At 73.1% G+C, this 15808-nt stretch carries 16 protein-coding genes; 12 read left to right on the forward strand and 4 right to left on the reverse strand.

Going from position 1 to position 15808, the window contains the following annotated elements:
- Nucleotides 1-19: 19 nt before the first annotated feature.
- Together ACIRYZ_RS10025 and ACIRYZ_RS10030 are read right to left on the reverse strand one after the other, a co-directional pair.
- Complete coding sequence (locus tag ACIRYZ_RS10025; RefSeq protein ID WP_387618543.1) at nucleotides 20-1189, reverse strand: NADH-quinone oxidoreductase subunit D; 1170 nt, start codon at nucleotides 1187-1189, stop codon at nucleotides 20-22.
- Nucleotides 1186-2220 carry an SAM-dependent methyltransferase gene (locus tag ACIRYZ_RS10030; protein WP_402941841.1) on the reverse strand — a complete coding sequence of 345 codons (1035 nt, stop codon included), beginning with the start codon at nucleotides 2218-2220 and terminating at the stop codon, nucleotides 1186-1188. Before ACIRYZ_RS10030 ends, ACIRYZ_RS10025 begins: the two co-directional genes overlap by 4 nt.
- A 129-nt stretch (nucleotides 2221-2349) precedes the next feature.
- Between ACIRYZ_RS10030 and ACIRYZ_RS10035 the strand changes: the two genes are divergently transcribed.
- The 8 genes from ACIRYZ_RS10035 to ACIRYZ_RS10070 all read left to right on the forward strand — a co-directional run bounded on the left by ACIRYZ_RS10035 (nucleotide 2350) and on the right by ACIRYZ_RS10070 (nucleotide 10360).
- Nucleotides 2350-3576 carry a sensor histidine kinase gene (locus tag ACIRYZ_RS10035; RefSeq protein WP_402941843.1) on the forward strand — a complete coding sequence of 409 codons (1227 nt, stop codon included), beginning with the start codon at nucleotides 2350-2352 and terminating at the stop codon, nucleotides 3574-3576.
- A 25-nt stretch (nucleotides 3577-3601) separates the two neighbouring features.
- The gene (locus ACIRYZ_RS10040) at nucleotides 3602-4291 is read left to right on the forward strand and encodes a response regulator (protein ID WP_402941845.1); all 690 of its coding nucleotides are present in this window, start codon (nucleotides 3602-3604) and stop codon (nucleotides 4289-4291) included.
- A 193-nt stretch (nucleotides 4292-4484) separates the two neighbouring features.
- Nucleotides 4485-5423, forward strand: coding sequence for a Rossmann-like and DUF2520 domain-containing protein (locus tag ACIRYZ_RS10045; RefSeq protein WP_402941847.1), 939 nt, complete (start codon nucleotides 4485-4487; stop codon nucleotides 5421-5423).
- A complete protein-coding gene (gene panC / locus ACIRYZ_RS10050; RefSeq protein WP_393031026.1) occupies nucleotides 5410-6315 on the forward strand; it encodes a pantoate--beta-alanine ligase in 906 nt (301 codons plus the stop codon). The genes ACIRYZ_RS10045 and panC overlap by 14 nt, the downstream gene beginning before the upstream one ends.
- Nucleotides 6316-6371: 56 nt before the next feature.
- The gene (gene panD, locus ACIRYZ_RS10055; protein WP_402941849.1) at nucleotides 6372-6848 is read left to right on the forward strand and encodes an aspartate 1-decarboxylase; all 477 of its coding nucleotides are present in this window, start codon (nucleotides 6372-6374) and stop codon (nucleotides 6846-6848) included.
- 15 nt (nucleotides 6849-6863) lie between these two features.
- Nucleotides 6864-8537, forward strand: a complete 1674-nt coding sequence (locus ACIRYZ_RS10060; protein WP_402941850.1) for an L-aspartate oxidase — start codon at nucleotides 6864-6866, stop codon at nucleotides 8535-8537.
- Between the two features lie 4 nt (nucleotides 8538-8541).
- Entirely contained in the window at nucleotides 8542-9513 is a 972-nt protein-coding gene (gene nadC / locus ACIRYZ_RS10065) for a carboxylating nicotinate-nucleotide diphosphorylase (RefSeq protein WP_402941852.1), read from the forward strand.
- 58 nt (nucleotides 9514-9571) lie between these two features.
- Complete coding sequence (locus ACIRYZ_RS10070) at nucleotides 9572-10360, forward strand: type III pantothenate kinase (protein ID WP_393031016.1); 789 nt, start codon at nucleotides 9572-9574, stop codon at nucleotides 10358-10360.
- A 7-nt stretch (nucleotides 10361-10367) separates the two neighbouring features.
- On the opposite strand, the gene ACIRYZ_RS10075 is transcribed toward ACIRYZ_RS10070, so the two are convergent.
- Both ACIRYZ_RS10075 and ACIRYZ_RS10080 read right to left on the reverse strand, forming a co-directional pair.
- On the reverse strand, nucleotides 10368-11306 hold the full coding sequence (locus ACIRYZ_RS10075) for a hypothetical protein (protein ID WP_402941854.1): 939 nt from the start codon (nucleotides 11304-11306) through the stop codon (nucleotides 10368-10370).
- A gap of 67 nt (nucleotides 11307-11373) precedes the next feature.
- Nucleotides 11374-11928, reverse strand: a complete 555-nt coding sequence (locus ACIRYZ_RS10080) for a SigE family RNA polymerase sigma factor (protein WP_402941855.1) — start codon at nucleotides 11926-11928, stop codon at nucleotides 11374-11376.
- Nucleotides 11929-12090: 162 nt separating this feature from the next.
- Between ACIRYZ_RS10080 and ACIRYZ_RS10085 the strand changes: the two genes are divergently transcribed.
- From ACIRYZ_RS10085 to ACIRYZ_RS10100, 4 genes are all read left to right on the forward strand, one after another.
- A complete protein-coding gene (locus ACIRYZ_RS10085) occupies nucleotides 12091-12831 on the forward strand; it encodes a hypothetical protein (protein ID WP_402941856.1) in 741 nt (246 codons plus the stop codon).
- Between the two features lie 92 nt (nucleotides 12832-12923).
- On the forward strand, nucleotides 12924-14480 hold the full coding sequence (gene lysX, locus ACIRYZ_RS10090) for a bifunctional lysylphosphatidylglycerol synthetase/lysine--tRNA ligase LysX (protein ID WP_393031007.1): 1557 nt from the start codon (nucleotides 12924-12926) through the stop codon (nucleotides 14478-14480).
- A 323-nt stretch (nucleotides 14481-14803) separates the two neighbouring features.
- Nucleotides 14804-15256, forward strand: coding sequence for a BlaI/MecI/CopY family transcriptional regulator (locus ACIRYZ_RS10095; RefSeq protein WP_402941858.1), 453 nt, complete (start codon nucleotides 14804-14806; stop codon nucleotides 15254-15256).
- A gap of 9 nt (nucleotides 15257-15265) precedes the next feature.
- Nucleotides 15266-15802, forward strand: a complete 537-nt coding sequence (locus ACIRYZ_RS10100; protein WP_387618514.1) for an amino-acid N-acetyltransferase — start codon at nucleotides 15266-15268, stop codon at nucleotides 15800-15802.
- Nucleotides 15803-15808 lie beyond the last annotated feature (6 nt).

Here is a 15808-nt window from a genome sequence, read left to right on the forward strand (position 1 = left end):
GCCCCACCTGTCGACGGCCCTACTTGTCGATGTCGCCGACCACGAAGAACATCGACCCGAGGATCGCCACCATGTCCGCCACCAGCGTCCCGGGCAGCAGCTCGGTCAGCGCCTGGATGTTGTTGAAGGACGCCGAGCGCAGCTTGAGCCGCCACGGCGTCTTGTCGCCGCGCGAGACCAGGTAGTAGCCGTTGATCCCGAGCGGGTTCTCGGTCCACGCGTAGGTGCTGCCCTCGGGCGCCTTGAGCACCTTGGGCAGCCGCTGGTTGACCGGGCCGGGCGGCAGGGTGGCGAGCTTGTCGAGGCAGGCGTCGGCGAGGTCCAGCGCGTTGAGGGTCTGCTCCAGCAGGCACTCGAAGCGGGCGAGGCAGTCGCCCTCCTCGCGGGTGACCACGGTGAGCACCTGCCGCAGCTCCTCGGAGCCGTACGCGAGGTAGGGCTCGTCGCGGCGCAGGTCGAAGTCGAGGCCGCTGGCCCGGGCGATCGGGCCGCTGACCCCGTACGCCTCGGCCTGCGCCCGGGTGAGGACGCCGACGCCGGCGGTGCGGGCGCGGAAGATCTCGTTGCCGAGGACGAGGTCCTCGAAGACCGGCATCTGGGAGCGGACGGTGGCGACGGCGGTGCGGACCCGGCCGAGCCAGCCGGCCGGGAGGTCCTCCTTGAGGCCGCCGACCCGGTTGAACATGTAGTGCATCCGGCCGCCGGAGGCCTCCTCCAGCACGTGCTGGAGGTCCTCGCGGCCGTGGAAGGAGTGAAAGATCGGGGTGATCCCGCCCAGCTCCAGCGGGTAGGAGCCGAGGAACATCAGGTGGTTGAGCACCCGGTTGAGCTCGGCCAGCAGAGTGCGGACCCACACCGCCCGCTCGGGGACCTCCATGCCGAGCATCCGCTCGACGCCGAGGACGACACCGAGTTCGTTGGAGAAGGCGGAGAGCCAGTCGTGCCGGTTGGCCAGCATGATGATCTGCCGGTAGTCACGGGCCTCGAACAGCTTCTCCGCGCCCCGGTGCATGTAGCCGATCACCGGCTCGGCGGTGACGATGCGCTCGCCGTCGAGCAGCAGGCGCAGCCGCAGCACGCCGTGCGTGGCGGGGTGCTGCGGGCCGATGTTGAGCACCATGTCGGTGGTGCCCGCCTCGCCGGTGAAGTTCTCGGCTCCCGCCCCGATGCCGACCGTGGTCTCCCTCATGAACCCAGAGTCTGCCATCCCGGCACCGACTCCAAGCTCGCTGCCCTTTCAAAAATGCCAGGGGGCGACATGTGGACGGCCTGCAGGACCCACCCGAAACCGCCCAGCCCGCCCGGGTCGGTCAGCTCGGCCCCCTCCCCCGCACCGCTCAGCGCCCGCAGGTAGCCCGCCGGGTCGGTGGAGGCCAGCGCGAGCGACGGGCGTTCGCCGCTCACCCCGAGCGCGCGCAGGGCCTCGCGCTGGGTCGTCCACAGGCTGGGGAGACCGGGCACCGCGATCGAGTCCAGCGCGACGTGCGCGGTGACGTCGCAGGAGCCGTCCGGCACCGGGGCGACCTCCCGGCCGTCCCGGAAACCGGCGTACGTCCCGAACGGCGGCCGCCGGCCGGCGGTGTGCCCGTAGTCCACGGCGACGGCCAGCCCGCGCTCCAGCCCGGCCACGGCCCGCGCCCAGGCGGCGTCCCGGGGGCCGCCGAACTCCACCACCCCGCCGGGCTCGGTGACCGGCCACCAGCGCTCGGCCCAGGCCGCGTCCGCCGCCGAGACCGGCTCGCCGAGGCGCTCCTCGCCGGTGGCGGTGTCCACCTCCCGGTAGCGCAGCACGCCGTCCCCGTCCACCTCCCCGGCGTCCAGCGGCACGTTGTCCAGCCACTCGTTGGCGAACAGCAGCCCGGTCAGGCCGCGCGGCAGCGCGTCCGTCCACAGGGCTGTGGACGGAAGCCCGGCCGGACGCTCCGCGAGCTCCACGCCGTACGGGCGCAGCCGCGCCAGCACCTCGCCGGGCAGCTCGGCCAGCACGCCGGTCAGCAGTTCCCCCCGCCCGGCCCCGACGTCGACCAGGGCCAGCTCCTCCGGACGGCCGAGGGCCTCGTCAACCTCCAGCAGCAGCCGGGCCACCGCACGGGCGAACCTCGGCGAGGCGTGCACCGAGGTGCGGAAGTGCCCGGCCGGGCCCTCCGGCCTGCGGTAGAAGCCGCCGTCCGGGTCGTACAGGGCCCGTTCCATGGCGGGCGCCCACCGCATCCAAGTCATGGGGCGGGACGCTACCGGGCCTCCGGGAGCCCCTCCCAACCGGAGCGGGGGTTTCTCCGACCTACGGAGTAGGACGGATCGCCCTACCGGCGGACCTGGACACGTCGCGCGACTGCCTAGGCTTGAGACGTGCATCGACTCAACGCCTGGCTCCGCCGTCACCCCATGGTGGTCGACGCCGCCTGGGCGTCGATCGTGCTCTTCCTCGGCCTGCTGCCGAACGCCGACTACGCCGACAGCGGCTGGCGCCTCGACTCCGAGATCCTGGTCGCGGTGCTGCTGCCGCTGCTGATGGTCTTCCGCCGGCGCTTCCCCGACGTCACTGTCGCCGCCGCCACCGGCGTCGCCCTCGCCCAGGTGACGACCGACATCGAACCGGGCGGCTCCGCCATCGGCTACCTGGTCTTCGCCTACACCGGCGCCGCCTTCGGCCAGAAGTGGACCTCCAGGCTGGCGCTGGCCGCCGGACTGGCCGCCGGGCCGCTGACGTTCTGGCAGATGAATCCGCTGAGGACGACGGTGCAGGCCGGCGAGGCGCACACCCGCCCGTACAACCTCGCCGAAGCAGTGCTGATCATGGTGCTGATGAGCACCCCGTTCATCCTCTGCTGGGCCTGGGGCCGGCTGACCAGGGTGCGCCGCGCCTACCTGACCGAGCTGGAGGACCGCGCGGCCCGGCTGGAGCGCGAGCGGGACGCCCAGGCCAAGGTGGCGGTCGCCGCCGAGCGCGCCCGGATCGCCCGCGAACTGCACGACGTGGTGGCGCACAACGTCTCGGTGATGATCGTCCAGGCCGACGGCGCCGCGTACGTCCTCGACAACTCCCCCCAGCAGGCGAAGGAGGCGCTCGGCACGATCGCCTCCACCGGACGGCAGGCGCTGGTCGAGATGCGCCGCCTGCTGGGCGTGCTGCGCACCGCCGACACCGCCGAGGAGTACGTCCCCCAGCCGGGCGTCGAGGAGCTGCCGGAGCTGCTGGAGCAGGTCCGTACGGCCGGGCTGCAGGTGGACTACGCGACCTCCGGGCACCCGCGCGAACTGCCGCGCGGCGTCGAGCTGACGGTCTACCGGATCGTCCAGGAGGCGCTGACCAACGTCCGCAAGCACGGCGGCCCCGACGTGCACGCCCGGGTCGCGGTCGACTTCGGCGAACGCGAGCTGGCCGTCCTGGTGGAGGACGACGGGCGCGGCAGCACCGACGAACAGCTGGCCGCCGGCGGAGCGGACGGTCTGGGCCACGGCCTGATCGGCATGCGCGAGCGGGTCGGCATGGTCAGCGGCAGCCTCGACGTGGGCCCCCGCCCCGGCGGCGGCTTCCGGATCCGCGCCGTCCTCCCGCTCAAGGCCGCACACTGACCCCCCGCCCTCTTTAGGAGCCACCTTGACCATCCGCGTGATGCTCGTCGACGACCAGGAACTGCTGCGCACCGGCTTCCGGATGATCCTCCAGTCCCAGGGCGACATCGAGATCGCCGCCGAGGCCGGCGACGGCGCGAAGGCCCTGGAACTGCTGCGGCACACGCCGGTGGACGTGATCCTGATGGACGTGCGGATGCCGCGCCTGGACGGGGTGCAGGCGACCCGCCGGATCTGCCTGGCCGAGGACGGCAGCCCGCTGCCGAACGCCCCGCACGTGCTCATCCTCACCACCTTCGACCTGGACGAGTACGCCTTCGCCGCGCTCAAGGCCGGGGCCAGCGGCTTCCTGCTCAAGGACGTCCCGCCGACCGAGCTGGTGGCCGCGATCCGCGCGGTGCACGGCGGTGACGCGGTGGTCGCCCCGACCACCACCCGCCGGATGATCGACCGCTTCGCCGAGGTGCTGCCCACCCCGCAGAGCGCGCCCGGCTCGGACGTCCTCGGCCCGCTGACCGAGCGTGAGCGGGAGGTGTTCCTGCTGGTCGCCCAGGGCCTGTCGAACGGCGAGATCGCGGCCCGGCTGGTGCTCTCCGAGGCCACCGTGAAGACCCACGTCGGCCGGATCCTGGCCAAGCTCGGGCTGCGCGACCGGGTCCAGGCCGTGGTGCTGGCCTACGAGGCCGGGCTGATCCGGGCCGGGGCGACGGACTAGGGGCACCCGCTGGGGCCGCCCGTACACTGGGGCGGTACGTCCGGTACCTGTTGAGGACTGGAACGGTCATTCAGGACAAGGGTGTGCGCGTGAGCGAGCGCAGCGAGCGAACCATCAAGAGGCGCGTGTGGGCGAATGCCCCTGCCGAGCGGTGGGGGTACCCCCGGCCGGAGGCTGGGGGAGAGGCGGGCGCATGAGTTCGTCCGACTTCGCCGACTTCGGCGACCCGAGCGACCCCGGCAACCGACCGGCCCGCCTGGCCGTCGGCGTGGTCGGCACCGGCCGGGTCGGCCCCGCGCTGGGCGCCGCGCTGCAGCTCGCCGGGCACACCGTGGTCGCCGCCTCCGGGGTCTCCGCCGCCTCCCGCCGCCGCGCGGACGCGCTGCTACCGGGCGTGCGGATCGTCACCCCACCGCAGGTCATGGCCGCCGCCGACCTGGTCCTGCTGACCGTCCCGGACGACGCGCTGGCCGACCTGGTGGCCGGCCTCGCCGCCACCGGCGCCGTCCGCCCCGGCCAGCTGCTGGTGCACACCTCCGGCGCGCACGGCGTCGGCATCCTGGAGCCCGCCACCCGGGCCGGGGCCCTGCCACTGGCCCTGCACCCGGCGATGACCTTCACCGGCACCTCCGTCGACCTGGCCCGGCTGGCCGGCTGCCCGTTCGGCGTGACCGCCCCCGAGGAGCTGCGGCCGGTCGCCGAGGCGCTGGTGGTGGAGATGGGCGGTGAGCCCGAGTGGGTGCCCGAGGAGGTCCGCCCGCTCTACCACACCGCCCTCGCGCACGGTGCGAACCACCTGGTCACCCTGGTCGCCCAGGCGATGGAGCTGCTGCGCACGGCCGGCGTCGCCGAGCCCGGCCGGATGCTCGGCCCGCTGCTCGGCGCGGCCCTGGACAACAGCCTGCGCTCCGGCGACGCGGCCCTCACCGGCCCGGTCGCCCGGGGCGACGCGGGCACCGTGCGGCGCCATCTGGCGCAGCTCAGTACGGTGTCCCCGGACATCCCGGCGGCCTACCGGGCGATGGCCCGCGCCACCGCGCAGCGGGCACTCGCCAACGGGACGATCGACGAACCGTCGGCGGCGGCGCTGCTGGACGTACTGAACGAGGAGAAGCCAGATGGCACGCGGTAAGCAGTCGAACAAGCCCCAGCGGACGCCGAAGGTCCACCGGGCCGTCGTCACCCGCACCGTGGACGACTTCGAGGCCGCGTTCTGGCCGGACGAGCAGCCGGTGGACAACGCCGTCGTGATGACCATGGGCGCCCTGCACGAGGGCCACGCCGCGCTGATCCGGGCCGCCCGCAAGCAGGTCGGCCGGGAGGGCCGGGTCGCGGTGACGGTCTTCGTCAACCCGCTGCAGTTCGGCCCGTCCGAGGACCTGGAGCGCTACCCGCGCACCCTCGACGACGACGTGCGGCTGGCCGAGGACAACGGCGCCGACGTGGTCTTCGCGCCCTCCGTCGAGGAGGTCTACCCGAACGGCGAGCCGCAGGTGCGCCTGGCGGCCGGCCCGATGGGCGAGCGCTTCGAGGGCGCCACCCGGCCCGGCCACTTCGACGGCGTGCTGACCGTGGTCGCCAAGCTGTTGCACATCACCGACCCGGACTTCGCCTTCTTCGGCGAGAAGGACGCCCAGCAGCTCGCGGTCATCCAGCGGATGGTCGCCGACCTGGACTTCGACGTCGAGATCGTCGGCGTGCCGACCGTCCGCGAGGAGGACGGCCTGGCGCTGTCCTCGCGCAACCGCTACCTCTCCGAGGAGGAGCGCACCCGCGCCCTCGCCCTGTCCAAGGCCCTGTTCGCCGGCCGTGACGTCGCCGCGCAGGGCCCGAAGGCCGTGCGCGAGGCCGCCTCGGCCGTCCTGGACGGCGCCGAAGGTGTCACCCTTGACTACCTCGCCCTGATCGACCCGCACGACTTCACCGAGGCGGCGGACGACTTCCAGGGCGAGGCGGTGCTGGCCGTCGCCGCGAAGGTGGGCTCCACCCGCCTGATCGACAACGTCCGCATCATCGTCCGCTAATCAGGTAACCGGTACGCAATCCCCCTCAGGCATGCACTCACTGGAGGCGTGACCCCATGCTCCGCACCATGCTCAAGTCCAAGATCCACCGGGCCACCGTGACCCAGGCCGACCTGCACTACGTCGGCTCCGTCACGGTGGACGAGGACCTGCTCGACGCCGCCGACCTGCTCCCCGGCGAGCTGGTCCACATCGTCGACATCAACAACGGCGCCCGCCTGGAGACGTACACCATCGCCGGCCCGCGCGGCACCGGCGTGATCGGCATCAACGGCGCCGCCGCCCGCCTGGTCCACCCCGGCGACCTGGTCATACTCATCGCCTACGGGCAGATGGACACGGCCGAGGCCAAGGGCTACGAGCCGAAGATCGTCTTCGTGGACGAGCAGAACCGGATCACCGGCCTGGGCGGCGACCCCGCCGAGGCCCAGGAGGGCACCGGACTGCTCCGCGGTGACCTGGGGGGACCTCCCAGCCGCCGGGCTGGGGGCGCGTACGGTGGCGACGGCGCGGCCGCCGCGGCCACGCGCTGAAGGAGCCACTGAGCCATGTCCGTTACGCATCGCCTCACCGCCCCGGCCCCCGGCTGGACCGCCACCGCCGACGTGGTCGTGGTCGGCTCCGGGGTCGCCGGTCTCACCGTCGCCCTCAACGTCCGCAAGGCCGGCCTGCGGGCCATGGTGGTCACCAAGGCGATGCTGGACGAGGGTTCGACCCGCTGGGCCCAGGGCGGCATCGCCGCCGCCCTGGGCGAGGGGGACACCCCCGAGCAGCACCTGGACGACACCCTGGTGGCCGGCGCCGGGCTCTGCGACGAGGAGGCCGTCCGCACCCTCGTCACCGAGGGCCCGGACGCCGTCCGCCGGCTGATCGCCACCGGCGCCCTGTTCGACCGCGGCGAGGACGGCGAGATCCTGCTGACCCGCGAGGGCGGCCACCACCGCCGCCGGATCGCGCACGCGGGCGGGGACGCGACCGGCGCCGAGATATCGCGCGCCCTGGTCGCCGCCGTCCGCGACGACCCCGGCATCGAGCTGATCGAGCACGCGCTCGTCCTCGATCTGCTGACCGACGCCGGGGGCCACGCGGCCGGGCTGACCCTGCACGTGATGGGCGAGGGCCAGCGCGACGGTGTCGGCGCCGTCCGGGCCCGCGCGGTGGTGCTCGCCACCGGCGGCATGGGGCAGGTCTTCTCCGCCACCACCAACCCGGCGGTCTCCACCGGCGACGGCGTGGCGCTCGCGCTGCGGGCCGGCGCCGCCGTCACCGACCTGGAGTTCGTCCAGTTCCACCCGACCGTGCTCTGGCTCGGCCCGGACGCCGAGGGCCAGCAGCCGCTGGTCTCCGAGGCCGTCCGCGGCGAGGGCGCCCACCTGGTGGACGCGGACGGCGTCCGCTTCATGGTCGGGCAGCACGAGCTGGCCGAACTGGCCCCGCGCGACATCGTCGCCAAGGCGATCACCCGGCGCATGCAGGAGCAGGGCGCCGAGCACATGTTCCTCGACGGGCGGCACTTCGGCGCCGAGATGTGGGAGCACCGCTTCCCGACCATCCTGGCGTCCTGCCGCGCGCACGGCATCGACCCGGTCACCGCGCCGATCCCGGTCGCCCCGGCCGCGCACTACGCCTCCGGCGGCGTCCGCACCGACCGGCTCGGCCGCACCAGCGTCCCGGGCCTGTACGCCTGCGGCGAGGTCGCCTGCACCGGGGTGCACGGCGCCAACCGGCTGGCCTCCAACTCGCTGCTGGAGGGCCTGGTCTTCGCCGAGCGGATCGCCGCGGACCTGGCCGAGCGGCACCGCGCCGGCGAGCTGCCCGAGCGCACGGTGGACGTCGCCGCCACGCGGGCCGCGCGGCCGGTGCCGCTGCCGCCCTCCGAGGCGCGGGCCGAGATCCAGCGGCTGATGTCGCGCGGCGCGGGCGTGCTGCGCTCGGCCGCCTCGATGGCCGACAGCGCGGCCGGGCTGGCCCTGCTCGCCGAGCAGGCCCACGCGCACATGGCCGAGGAGAAGCCGGCCGACCCCCGGGTGGAGACCTGGGAGGCCGCCAACCTGCTGCTGGTCGCCACCGCCCTGGTCGCGGCCGCCGGGCAGCGCGAGGAGACCCGCGGCTGCCACTGGCGCGAGGACTTCCCCGAGCGCGACGACGCCCACTGGCGGCGCCACCTGATCACCACCCTGACCGCCTCCGGCGACCCCGTCAGCACCCCTGAGGAGCAGTAGAACCATGACCCACTCCCACGAGGAACTCCCCCTGGCCGACCAGGCCGGCGGCTGCGGCGACGGCTGCGCCTGCGGGGACGGCGAGGGCTACGAGACCGGCCTGGACCCGCAGCTGGCCGAGCTGCTGGAGCAGGCCGGGCTGGACCCGATCGAGGTCGAGGACATCGCCACCCTGGCGCTGGCCGAGGACCTGGCCGGCGGCGAGGACGTCACCTCGGTGGCCACCGTGCCCGCCGACGCGGTCGCGACCGCCGACTTCACCGCCCGCCAGGCCGGTGTGGTGGCCGGTCTGCGGGTCGCCGAGGCGGTCGTCTCGCTGATCTGCGAGGAGGAGTTCGAGGTCGAGCGGCACGTCCAGGACGGCGACCGGGTCGAGGCCGGCCAGGTACTGCTGTCGGTCCGCTCCCGTACCCGCGACCTGCTGACCGCCGAGCGCAGCGCGCTCAACCTGCTCTGCCACCTGTCCGGCATCGCCACCGCGACCCGGGCCTGGGCGGACGCCCTGGAGGGCACCGGCGCGGTGGTCCGGGACACCCGCAAGACCACCCCGGGCCTGCGCGCGCTGGAGAAGTTCGCGGTGCGCTGCGGCGGCGGCGCCAACCACCGGATGGCGCTCTCGGACGCCGCCCTGGTGAAGGACAACCACGTGGTCGCCGCCGGCGGCGTGGCCGAGGCCTTCCGGGCCGTCCGGGCCGCGTACCCGGAGCTGCCGGTCGAGGTCGAGGTGGACACCCTGGAGCAGATCCCGCCGGTGCTGGAGGCCGGTGCGGACCTGATCCTGCTGGACAACTTCACCGTCGAGCAGCTGAAGGAGGCCGTCACGCTGGTGGCCGGCCGGGCGACGCTGGAGGCCTCCGGCGGACTGACCCTGGCCAGCGCGCGCGAGGTCGCCCAGACTGGTGTCGACTACCTGGCCGTGGGCGCGCTGACCCACTCCTCGCCGATCCTGGACATCGGCCTGGACCTGCGCGCCTGACCGCCAGGTCGAGAGCAGCCCCTGCCCCGACCCCGTCCCGACTCGCAGAAAGCGCCCCATGCTCCTCACCATCGACGTCGGCAACACCCAGACCACGCTCGGCCTGTTCGACGGCGAGGACGTGGTGGAACACTGGCGGATCTCCACCGATCCGCGCCGCACGGCCGATGAACTGGCGGTGCTGCTGCAGGGGTTGATGGGCAACCACACCGCGGCCCGGGAGGCCGTGGTGGAGGGCCTGGCGATCTGCTCCTCCGTTCCCGCCGTGCTCCACGAGCTCCGCGAGGTGACCCGCCGTTACTACGGCGACGTCCCCGCGGTGATCGTGGAGCCCGGCGTGAAGACCGGGGTGCACGTCCTGATGGACAACCCCAAGGAGGTCGGCGCGGACCGGATCGTCAACGCGCTGGCCGCCAACCACCTGTACGGCGGTCCGTGCATCGTGGTCGACTTCGGCACCGCGACCACCTTCGACGCCGTCAACGCCCGCGGCGACTACGTCGGCGGGGCGATCGCCCCCGGCATCGAGATCTCGGTCGAGGCGCTCGGCGTCCGGGGCGCCCAGCTGCGCAAGATCGAGCTGGCCCGCCCGCGCAACGTGATCGGCAAGAACACCGTCGAGGGCATGCAGTCCGGCATCCTCTACGGCTTCGCCGGGCAGGTCGACGGCCTGGTCGAGCGGATGGCCCGGGAGCTGGCCAAGGACCCGGACGACGTCCAGGTGATCGCCACCGGCGGCCTCGCCCCCCTGGTCCTCGGCGAGGCCACCACCATCGACGTGCACGAGCCCTGGCTGACCCTGATCGGCCTGCGCCTGGTGTGGGAGCGCAACCGGCCCACCGGCTGAGCGGCGCTCAGCGGCCGGGCGCAGGGAAGCCCGGCAGGTTGTACGGGCCGGACGTCGGGAAGCCCGGCGGAGGGGTCCAGCCGGACGCCGGGAGGGCGGGCAGGGTGGTCAGGCCGGGCGGCACGGGCGGCGGGACGATGAGCTGGGTCTTTCCCGGCGGCGGGGTGGGCGTGAAGTACTTCCCCGTCACCGGGTCCTTCGGCAGCGCCGCCGCGACCTTCTGCCAGCGCGGGTCCTTCACCACTGCGGCGAGCCGGTCCATGGTCAGCGGCGGATCGGTGCGGGTGATCGGCGTGCCCTGCTCCAACGGCTTGCGGTTCCACTCCTGGAGCATCAGCTGGTACCCGTCCACGGTCAGCTTGGCGGACCAGGTCTTCGAGCCGGCCGGCTCTCCGTCCCGGGTGCCGGCCTGGTAGAGGCGCAGGCGGCCGCCGCCCGGGAGGGTGGCCTCGGTGCAGGCGTCGCCCCCGGCCATCCCGGACGGGCAGCCGGTGTCGTTGCCGCCCGGGAAACGCGTGATCCAGAACAGGTACTGCACCGGGCCGTGGCCGTCGTCCAGCACCAGCCGCAGCTGCGGGGTGTCGCTCTCGGTGCCCCTGGCCTCGCCCACCGCCACCGTCCCGGACGGCAGGAGTTCGGTGAGCATCTGCTGGAACTCCGGGCCCGAGACCGCGGCGGCGGGCACGGTCGACGCCCCGCCGGCCGCCGCCGGGCCCTGGCCCGGCAACAGGCCGCCGAGCGCCGCTCCGCCCACCCCGACCAGGGCCAGCGCGGCGGCGCCCACCGCCGTACCGATCCGCTGCCTGCGGCGCAGCCGGCGGCCGTACGACCAGCCGGTGTCGACCAGCCGGGCGGCCTCGGTGTCGTAGGCCCCGCCGGCCCGGCCGAGGGCCTCGGTGAAGGCCCGCTCGAACCGCTCGTCGGGCCCGCCGTGCTCTGCGGACATGCTGAACCAACCTCTCTACCAGCCGAGTTGACGTGAGTAGTGCAGTGACGTTGACGCGCCGGCCGGCTCAGCGCTCGGCCAGCTCGTCGAGGCCGCTGCCGAGCACCGCACGGATCCGGCCGAGCGCGCGGAAGGACTGGGTCCGGACGGCGCCCGGGGTGCTGTGCAGGATCGCGGCGGTCTCCTCGACGCTGCGGTCCTCCCAGTAGCGCAGGACCAGCACCGCCCGGTCGCGCGGCGAGAGCCGGGCGAGCGCGTCCACCAGGGCCAGTCGCAGTTCCGGGTCGCCCTGCGGGGCCGCGCCGTCCGGCACCGCGTCGACCGGCCGCTCGCCGCTGGAGCGGCGGCCGCGGTGCGAGAGGAAGACCCGCACCAGCACGGTGTGCGCGTACCCGGCCGGGTTGTCGATCCGGCGTTTGGTCCCGAACCAGGACGTGCGGTGCCACTGGGCGTAGATCCGCCCGAACGCCTCCTGCACCAGGTCCTCGGCGAGGTGGGTGTCCCCGCCCGCGAGCAGACAGGCCGACCGGTAGAGCGGTCTGGCGCGGGCGGCCGCGAAGGCCTGGAAGTCCTCGTCCCGCCGCCCGCCCCGGGCCGCCTTCTCCTGACCGTCCGGTCGCATCCTGCCCGGCCCCCTCGCTCGTTCTCCCCTGACACCTGGATGACCAGGTGCACCCCGGGCGGCGTTACAGGTGACGGCGAAAGGCTTCTTCACCGAGCCGAACGTGGAGTGTTCGGCGCGACGTTACCGACAAATCGGATATTCCTCACGTAGTGTCAACCCATGCCTACGCCACACGGATCGCGCGGCGGCATGGCCTTCAGCGCCGACGAAGTCCGCGTGCTGCGCCGAGCCCTCGCCCAAGCCCTGCACCCTGCCGTCCCCATCCACCGCCAGGTGCCCGACCGGACGGCGTTCGCCGGCCCGGGCGCCGAACTGTGGGCGGAGGACATCCAGGACGCCCTGCGTCTGACCGAGGCGATCGACGAGGCCGTCCAGGAGGGCGGCCGACTGCGCGCCTTCCTGCTCGCCGACCTCGGCCGCTACCGCTCCGCCCTTCCCGGCAGCGCCCCCGGCTACCTGGAGCGCCTGGAGGAGGCCGTGACCGACGGCTACCTGCCCGGCCCCGAGGACCTCACCGCGCTGCGCGGGCTGACCCGCCAGCCCTGCGGCCAGGGCGAGCGGGCCCGCCGCTCCCGGTTGGCCGGGCGCTGCCACGCGGTGGCCGAGGCCGCGGTCCGCGAACGGCTCGCCCTCACCACCGGGCAGCCGCGCCACCTGGTGGCCGTACCGAACCCCGCCGCACCCCCGAGCAGTCACCCCACCCCTGTAGGAGGACGGACCACGATGAGCAGCACCGACTCCGGCCCGGAGCAGCCCGCCGCCGCGAAGACCCCGCCCCGCCCGCACCGGATGCCCACCCCGGCCGAGCTCTTCGGCCGCCGGCCCAAGCCGCCGGCCCATCCCGCCCCGCCGACCGACGAGACCCCGGAGGAGATCGAACTCCGCACCGGCACCGGCTGAGCCACCGCACGCCGAGGGGAGACCGTCGCCACGGTCTCCCCTCACGCTTATCCGGTGGCGGAGCACGGTGTACGGCTGGCTACCCTTGTGGGGTGAGCGATCAGAGCCTTTTTCCCGCGACCGACGACCTTCCCGAGCAGATGCGCGTCCGGCGCGAGAAGCTGGACCGGCTCCGGGCGGCCGGTGTCGACCCGTACCCGGTCGGATTCCCCCGCACCACCACCATCGCGGACCTCCGTGCCAAGCACCCGGACCTCGAACCCGACACCGCGACCGGCGAGCGCGCCGGCATCACCGGCCGGGTGATCCTCTCCCGCACCGGCGGCAAGCTCTGCTTCGCCACCCTGCGTGACGGCACCGGCGACCTCCAGGTGATGTTCTCCCTGGACAAGCTGGGCGCCGAGCGGCTGGCGGCCTGGAAGGCCGACATCGACCTCGGCGACCAGGTCGGCGTCGAGGGCGAGGTGATCACCTCCAAGCGCGGCGAGCTGTCGGTGATGGTGGACCGCTGGGAGCTCACCGCCAAGTGCCTGCGCCCGCTGCCGGACAAGCACAAGGGCCTGACCGACCCGGAGGCCCGGGTCCGCCAGCGCTACGTCGACCTGATCGTGAACCCCGAGGCCCGCGAGATCCTGCACCTGCGCAGCAAGGTCGTCCGCTCGATCCGCCGCACCTACGAGGACCGCGGCTTCATCGAGGTCGAGACCCCGATGCTGCAGCCGGTGCACGGCGGCGCCAACGCCCGTCCGTTCAAGACGCACATCAACGCGTACGACATCGACCTCTACATGCGCATCGCGCCCGAGCTGTACCTCAAGCGGCTGGTGGTCGGCGGCGCCGAGAAGGTCTTCGAGATCAACCGCAACTTCCGCAACGAGGGCGCGGACGCCACCCACAACCCGGAGTTCACCTCGCTGGAGTCGTACGAGGCGTACGGCGACTACAACACCCAGGCCGAGCTGATCCGCGAGACGATCGTCAACGCCGCCCGGGACGCCCTGGGCACCACGGTGATCAAGGGCGTGGACGCGCACGGCGTGGAGCACGAGATCGACCTGGCCGAGCCGTGGGAGGAGGTCAGCGTCTACCCGGGCATCTCCGCCCACCTGGGCGTCGAGGTCACCCCGGAGACCGGCGTCGAGGAGCTGCGCAAGCTCGCCACCGACCACGACATCCCGTTCGAGAAGAACTGGGGCCACGGCCAGATCGTGCTGGAGATGGTCGAGCGCCTGCTGGAGGAGAACGCCGTCCGGCCGACCTTCATCAAGGACTACCCGACCGAGGTCTCCCCGCTGACCCGCCAGCACCGCTCGATCGCGGGCGTGGCCGAGAAGTGGGACCTGGTGATCTTCGGCACCGAGATCGGCACCGCCTACTCCGAGCTGATCGACCCGGTCGAGCAGCGCGCCCGCTTCACCGCGCAGTCCCTGCTGGCGGCCGGCGGCGACGTCGAGGCGATGCAGCTGGACGAGGACTTCCTGCGGGCCCTGGAGTACGCGATGCCCCCCACCGGTGGCCTCGGCCTCGGCGTGGACCGCCTGATCATGCTGCTGACCGGCAAGAACATCCGGGAGACCGTGCTCTTCCCGCTGGTGAAGCCGGAGCCCAAGGCTTCCGCCGCGACGGCGGAGAAGACCGAGGAGGAGTGACCTGATGGACTACGTCAGCGCGATCGTGCCGCCGCTGGTCATGGCGATCGGCTTCGGCTTCCTGGTGCGGGCCATCATCCGCAGCCAGGGCGGGGCCCAGAAGGCCAAGGAAGACATCGACTGAGCCCCCGGGGGTGCCCGGCTCTCCCGGGCCCTCGGGGGGAACGTCCCGGGGCCTTCCCCGCGAGCGAACCCGCGACTGACGCCGTCAGCCGCCCGAGAACGACCCACGCGCCGCCATTCCCGATTCCCGGGGGTGGCGGCGCGCCGGTTTGGCGCACTTCACAAGATTTGCCCCATTCACTCCCTATCCTGGCGGCACTATGGTCCGGCAACTCGGCGAACTTGAGAACGCCATCATGACCCGGGTGTGGCGGTGGAACCGACCGGTGACGGTTCGCGAGGTTCTCCTGGATCTGCAGTCGGAACGCGAAATCGCGTACACCACGGTGATGACCGTCCTGGACAAGCTGCACAGAAAGGGCTGGCTGCGCCGCGAGAGGGCCGGCCGGGCCTACCGATATGAGCCGGTCTCCTCGCGCGAGGCGTACACGGCGGCTCTGATGAACGACGCGTGGGCCACCAGCGACAATCCCGCGGCGGCCCTGGTGCACTTCTTCGGCCTGATGTCGCCCGAGCAGCGCGAGGCACTCCGGGACGCCTTGCGGGTGGCCGCTCTGTTCCCGTCCGATCCGCCCACCGGGGATTCCGCGCAGGACGCACCGGATAGCGCCGGACCGGATACCGGGGAGACCGCGCCGGGGGCGACGCGATAACGTCCCGCCATGGAGGTCACCATCCGCCGCGCGCGGACCACGGACGTACGGGCCGTACGAGGGCTCATCGACGCCTACTCGCGCGACGGCATTCTGCTGGACAAGCCCACTGTCACACTGTTCGAATCCGTCCAGGAGTTCTGGGTCGCGGAACGCGACGACAACGGCGCGGTGGTGGCCTGCGGCGCCCTGCACGTGATGTGGGAGGACCTCGCCGAGGTCCGCACGCTCGCGGTCGATCCGTCCTGCCGGGGCTTCGGCATCGGGCATCTGCTGCTGGAGAAGCTGGTGCAGACGGCCCGCTGGCTCGGCGTCCGTCGGATTTTCTGCTTGACGTTCGAGGTTCCGTTCTTCGCGAAACACGGTTTCGTCGAGATCGGGGAGCTCCAGGAAACCGATGATGGTACGACAGACCCGGCGGCGATCGCTACGGATGTCTATGAAGAACTCCTCCGCTCGTACGATGAAGGTGTCGCGGAGTTCCTTGACCTGGAGCGGGTGAAGCCCAACACGTTGGGCAACTCGCGCATGCTGCTGCACCTCTGAGCGGCT

The sequence above is a fragment of the Kitasatospora sp. NPDC101155 genome, from assembly GCF_044768305.1.
Taxonomy (GTDB): Bacteria; Actinomycetota; Actinomycetes; order Streptomycetales; family Streptomycetaceae; genus Kitasatospora.

Excerpts from the sequence above, each read along its gene's own strand:
- ACIRYZ_RS10025 (WP_387618543.1), bottom strand. The coding sequence starts at position 1,189 with ATGAGGGAGACCACGGTCGGCATCGGGGCGGGAGCCGAGAACTTCACC.
- ACIRYZ_RS10030 (WP_402941841.1), bottom strand. The coding sequence starts at position 2,220 with ATGACTTGGATGCGGTGGGCGCCCGCCATGGAACGGGCCCTGTACGAC.
- ACIRYZ_RS10045 (WP_402941847.1), top strand. The coding sequence starts at position 4,485 with ATGAGTTCGTCCGACTTCGCCGACTTCGGCGACCCGAGCGACCCCGGC.
- panC (WP_393031026.1), top strand. The coding sequence starts at position 5,410 with ATGGCACGCGGTAAGCAGTCGAACAAGCCCCAGCGGACGCCGAAGGTC.
- panD (WP_402941849.1), top strand. The coding sequence starts at position 6,372 with ATGCTCCGCACCATGCTCAAGTCCAAGATCCACCGGGCCACCGTGACC.
- ACIRYZ_RS10060 (WP_402941850.1), top strand. The coding sequence starts at position 6,864 with ATGTCCGTTACGCATCGCCTCACCGCCCCGGCCCCCGGCTGGACCGCC.
- nadC (WP_402941852.1), top strand. The coding sequence starts at position 8,542 with ATGACCCACTCCCACGAGGAACTCCCCCTGGCCGACCAGGCCGGCGGC.
- ACIRYZ_RS10070 (WP_393031016.1), top strand. The coding sequence starts at position 9,572 with ATGCTCCTCACCATCGACGTCGGCAACACCCAGACCACGCTCGGCCTG.
- ACIRYZ_RS10075 (WP_402941854.1), bottom strand. The coding sequence starts at position 11,306 with ATGTCCGCAGAGCACGGCGGGCCCGACGAGCGGTTCGAGCGGGCCTTC.
- ACIRYZ_RS10080 (WP_402941855.1), bottom strand. The coding sequence starts at position 11,928 with ATGCGACCGGACGGTCAGGAGAAGGCGGCCCGGGGCGGGCGGCGGGAC.
- ACIRYZ_RS10085 (WP_402941856.1), top strand. The coding sequence starts at position 12,091 with ATGCCTACGCCACACGGATCGCGCGGCGGCATGGCCTTCAGCGCCGAC.
- ACIRYZ_RS10095 (WP_402941858.1), top strand. The coding sequence starts at position 14,804 with ATGGTCCGGCAACTCGGCGAACTTGAGAACGCCATCATGACCCGGGTG.
- ACIRYZ_RS10100 (WP_387618514.1), top strand. The coding sequence starts at position 15,266 with ATGGAGGTCACCATCCGCCGCGCGCGGACCACGGACGTACGGGCCGTA.